This is a genomic window from Dysgonomonas sp. Marseille-P4677 (genome assembly GCF_016652235.1).
Classification (GTDB): Bacteria; Bacteroidota; Bacteroidia; order Bacteroidales; family Dysgonomonadaceae; genus Dysgonomonas.
Genome location: NZ_JAEPKU010000196.1, coordinates 1 through 5,051, shown reverse-complemented (window position 1 = coordinate 5,051; position 5,051 = coordinate 1). Strand labels below are relative to the sequence as shown.

Genomic DNA, 5,051 nt, shown 5'->3' with positions numbered 1-5,051 from the left:
GTAATTTCTGTACCTAGGCTGAATGTTGTCGTAGCATCGTACAGAACATTCGTTTTTATTCCCACGTTTTGCCCTGATAAAGAAGCTAATACAGATAGCAAGAGAAGTATATATATGATTCTTTTCATGTTCATTTTATTAATGATTCAATAGGCCGTAACTGTTCCCCAGCTACCACTTACTGTTAAATTATCTATACCTAATAGCGGCAGATTAACAGGTACCGAAACTGTTATATTTTTTAAAGGTGTTAATAAAAGTCCGACTAAAGCGCCTAGTAGCCCACCCAATATATCATCAATATTCGCAATATCGCCAATTTTTACAGAGAGAGTCAAACTATGGTTTCCATCAGTTTGTTGAGTATAGTCTTCGAGCCCAAGAGAAAGTATCGAATAAAGAGCCTGATATCGTCTGTTAGTCTTTTCATTGGTTATTTGTATTGGATCGTTTATATCAACAAATGCCCCTTGTAGTAAAAAGCCATCAATAATCTCATCTACGACTACCCCGGTAATAAGCCCTGTTCCCACAACATTTATTTTACGGACATCATATACTGCATTAAAATTCTTTAGGTTTATATATCTGTTCTGGTTGATGCTCTCTGTATTAAAACCATATTTAAAAGTATGAACTCCTGTATAAAATTCTTTTACATTAAGATCAAAATCTATCGATTTTGGATAATCATTTATCGAGACTACAGCATTTGCCGCATTGAGATTGTTCCATGGGTTGAGTAGTACCCCTAGATATTCTATAAGTGCGGTCTTATCAGAATTACCCAATAGGGCAATACCAATTTGATTTACTAATTGTTGCAAAAACTGTTCATATAGTGCGTCTGTTAAAGGTTGGACCAATGCTGCGACTAAAGAATTTATCAAATCATCAATAGGTATAATAACAAGAGGATCTATAACCCCACGTAGTAAACCTGGTAATATAGCTTGTACAGTTGTTTGTATTATATTTTTATATCCGATCTGTGTTACAATATTATTTACAAGCATATTCAAGGCATCTTGTCCGTCGATAAATACCCTTTCTAGTTTAACAGCCCCGATTATGCGCTGTAATAATATCGAAGGATTAGGTGCTGTATCTGAAAATGTGGTATTAGCCCAATAATATTCTGTATTATTAGAAAATTCAGCTAGAGGCAATATAATTCGCCCATTACTGTATGTATTTTGGTAATCTACCAATACATCTGCATAATTTTGAGAAGAACTGCTAGTGGCATAAGGGAAAAATGTTTTTTCGATATTACCTAAAAATACAACTCTGTAATTGCCTTTTGGTAAGGTATCTTTTACAACAGCCAAAGGCCATAAAGGTGTGCCTTGTGATGGAACTAATATTGTTTTTTCTTTGACATATTCCCCTGTTGATTTATATATAACATATTTGATATGCTGCACTCTTGTATCATATCCACTAATAGCAGCTTTAGTTTGTCCATCGTTAGCAGAAGTTACGAAATTAACTTCAAAATACCCATCAGGTAATTCGGCTTTTGATGGAATATCTTTATCCGGAATATTAAGAATATCCTCAGTCTCCTGTTGTTCGCAGCTTATAAGCAAGATAAACAAGACTGATATTATAAAAAATATTTTTGTTTTCATATCCGTATTTGTTACCTGATTCATTGAATACCATCCCAATTATCATCATCAAGATTTATAGAATAACTTAACGTAAATCCTAAATTGATATTAGAATAATCTCCTGATATTTTTACTACTTGGTTTGGGTAAAAACTAATACTATTGTTTGATGATACTCCTTCCACATCATTTACTTTAAGAAGATATCGTTCTGTAAGAGACCCTAATTTTATATCTAAATAAAATTTTGTCTTATTCACATCGAATGTAGGCAAAAGGTAATGATTGAAACTAACATTTCCTGCAACCGGAATTTGTGTCGAAAAAGTTTTTAGATTATCATTTGCGATCTCAGATTGAATATTTAAATATTCCAGATCAACTAAAAAAACACTTTGTACCAGTTTTTCAGCCACCAGTGTGATAGACGTAACATAAGCAGGAATATTTACTATTTCTAAATTGAGGCCACTCACAGATCTAACCAGGTCGATTTTTAATGTTTTGATTTCTTCCGGCTTAAAATATTCTCCTACTTGTATATCATCATTGTATGATATGCCTATAGCTGTAAAAAAGTCGGAAATAGCAGTTGCGGACTTGGAATAATAGTAAAAGTCATATAGAATATTCGGCGCTAAATATAATAAGTCGAACTTATTATCCAAATTTGGATTATTGATGTCATAATTGTTATTGTTATATCCGATTGCAAATATTTTATACGTAGCACCTTGTGTCAGAGGCAACATTGTCTCATAAGTAGGACTATTATTAAGCTCTACTTGTTTTACATTAGCCTGATCCAGGTTAAAGTTATTATCGTCATTTGTTGAAGCTGTTTCATCTATTTTTTTGAAAGGTAGGATTAGTACCCTGTTTACCGTATGTGGCTGATTTTCTATCGATTTAGTAAGATCTTCGGCAAATCCATTTATTTCTATAGGCACACTAATTGTCTGCTCATCTGCCTGCGCAAAATCTTCATTTTGATTACAGCTAAACAATACAGCGATGATAATACTCCATATCAGATATTTCCATCTGATATATTTGAAAGAAGTATTGCATTTCATGACAATAGGTATTTTACTAGATACAAAGTATTCTAGAAGGTATCTGTCTAAAACACCTTGTATCTAGTATATTTATTATAATATTATTGTATTACCAAAGGATGGATTGTATTCCAAGCAGGATCTATTGTTATAGTAATAACCTGATCTTGAAGCAAATCAATAGCTTCGTCATCGTCTCCAGGGTCTGTTGGGTTTGTGCCTGTTGTGCTATCTGGTTTTTGTTTGACTCCTAATGAATAGAAATGATTTGGTAAGATATTAAAAGTAGTAGATGCTCCTTCGCTGACCTGCCATGTTTTTATTGCGATATTGTTTTCATCATAGAGCCCAAGTGTTAGAATAAGATTATCAATAGGCAACATATAGGCTCCGGCTAGCTGCGAATTGGCCAGCTTTACTACTCCTGCAGGGGTCGTATTGCCTGTATATATACCATCAGTCACAGACTGTGTACTTAGATCTATATTTATGATATCATAACCGATATCGCGGGAAGAGCCAATCCCAGATGCTACAACCACATCTTTATTACCGGCGTTAGTAGTAAGTCGCAGATATCTTACAGTTTGCCCATTCAATATTTGTGGCACATTTTTGAAATATCCTAATACGCCTGCAATTTTACGAGTCATAGTTAAATTTATACGTGTCCCTTCTGCGTATACTGAATCGTTTTGGACTGTATCTGAAAACAATTCATATTCATCTCCAGATAATGCAATAGCTGCAGTTATATCTCCCATTTTCGTTGTGCTGCTCAATGCCGGATTTATTTGGTATAAATCTGTAGCATCACGTCCAATTGCTAAAAAGTTATATCTTCCTTCAGGAAGTTTATCTGCATCGGGTACAGTAAAACTTTTGAATGTAGAACCAGCTATCCAGCCTGATATTTCATATGTCTTTGTGTAATAATAGTCCGTCCCGTTATTTTTAAATGCTAAAATTGAGACTCGTGTTATACTTTGTGATGCATCCTGGCTATAAACTGGGGTTCCATTAGATTTAGTATCAGTTAATTGGGTTTTTGCAGCAATATCAAAGACTAACCCTTTGGTTTCTTGCTGTACATCTAGTACTTTGTCATCATTTGAACAAGCAAAGAGAACAATGCCCATAAACAGGAGTATAATATTCTTTTTCATAATAATTATCAATTTAATAAACTAAACATTTTGAGAATTCACTATTCATTAATATCCAGCAATTGAATAAGTGTCCATTCGTTGTCGATATAGACCCATACTTCCAATTGGTTTTGAGATGAGTTATAGTTTATAGTTACTGCTGTAATTTCATTTTTAGTAATATTTATTTCAATAGGAGTAACTATTACTATCGGTTCACTGTTGTCAGATCGATAAAAAGATAAGGACAGTATAGAAATATTACGGTCCGTTGTTGGAGCTAAAAAAGTAGATATTTGTTTTAAGGATAGAGTACTCTTTAAAAATGTTTTTTCAACATCAGTTTCTTGTGAATATTTTCTATTATTATCAATTGTCTGATATATAGAGGTCACATCTTCTCTAATTTGTGTAATATAGTCAGGTAAGTTATTTAATGTTACCACAAGTTTCCCTTTAATACGTTCGAGGCCTATAGATTTTGTTTGGACCAATCCTGTTTTTATTGCAATGATCTCAGTGGCAATATATTCATCTGTATCTTCTTCTTTATTTTCGTGTAATATCGATGGATCTTCCACAGTGTTTCCTATAGCTTCTATATTACCCCATATTGTCAATCGATATTCTCCATCAGGAATCTGATCTAAAATAATATCAATTTCTTTTTCATCTCCAGTAATGTTTTTTTCAAATGGATTAATTACATTTTCTCCAGTGTTTATATTTTGTAATGTGTAATATATATTAGATACATATTGCTTAAAAGGAAGATTCTCGTCAATAGTATCTATTCCGATAGCAGAACTATTATTGTAGTTCTTATCTTTTACAAAAACACGAATTTTGTATTGATAAGGACATTCCAGTAATGATTCTTTAACGCAAGAAGTAAGTACCAATGCTAAACATATAGTAAAAATTAATTTCATATACAAATAATTTATATTTAATTAAAAATATTTACCACCAATTTAAAACATTGATATATATTTCTTAGTTTTTACGTTTTGGTTAAAATACAATGAAGCAATGGTTATAAATATCTAACAATCAGTATGTTTAAGTTAATTTTATCCTTTTATTGATATAATTAAGCTAAGGTTATATATTTTTAAACATTCAAGATTAAAAAATTGATTTACAAACTATTATATTAACAAATCAAAAGTTCTAATATTAATAATTCGTTTGCTTGCAAATAGACTAAATATAGCATAAATTAACAT

At 32.0% G+C, this 5,051-nt stretch carries 5 protein-coding genes; all 5 read right to left on the bottom strand.

The window, feature by feature from the left end:
• A partial coding sequence (locus tag JGH11_RS18905) for a DUF3575 domain-containing protein (protein WP_201114392.1) occupies positions 1 to 128 on the bottom strand: 128 nt, incomplete at its 3' end.
• An 18-nt stretch (positions 129 to 146) separates the two neighbouring features.
• The gene (locus tag JGH11_RS18900; protein WP_201114391.1) at positions 147 to 1,634 is read right to left on the bottom strand and encodes a FimB/Mfa2 family fimbrial subunit; all 1,488 of its coding nucleotides are present in this window, start codon (positions 1,632 to 1,634) and stop codon (positions 147 to 149) included.
• A gap of 20 nt (positions 1,635 to 1,654) precedes the next feature.
• Positions 1,655 to 2,692 carry a hypothetical protein gene (locus JGH11_RS18895; protein ID WP_201114390.1) on the bottom strand — a complete coding sequence of 346 codons (1,038 nt, stop codon included), beginning with the start codon at positions 2,690 to 2,692 and terminating at the stop codon, positions 1,655 to 1,657.
• Between the two features lie 83 nt (positions 2,693 to 2,775).
• On the bottom strand, positions 2,776 to 3,840 hold the full coding sequence (locus tag JGH11_RS18890; protein ID WP_201114389.1) for a FimB/Mfa2 family fimbrial subunit: 1,065 nt from the start codon (positions 3,838 to 3,840) through the stop codon (positions 2,776 to 2,778).
• A gap of 41 nt (positions 3,841 to 3,881) precedes the next feature.
• Positions 3,882 to 4,754: a hypothetical protein gene (locus tag JGH11_RS18885; RefSeq protein ID WP_201114388.1), complete on the bottom strand. Its 873-nt coding sequence runs from the start codon at positions 4,752 to 4,754 to the stop codon at positions 3,882 to 3,884.
• Positions 4,755 to 5,051: the final 297 nt, after the last annotated feature.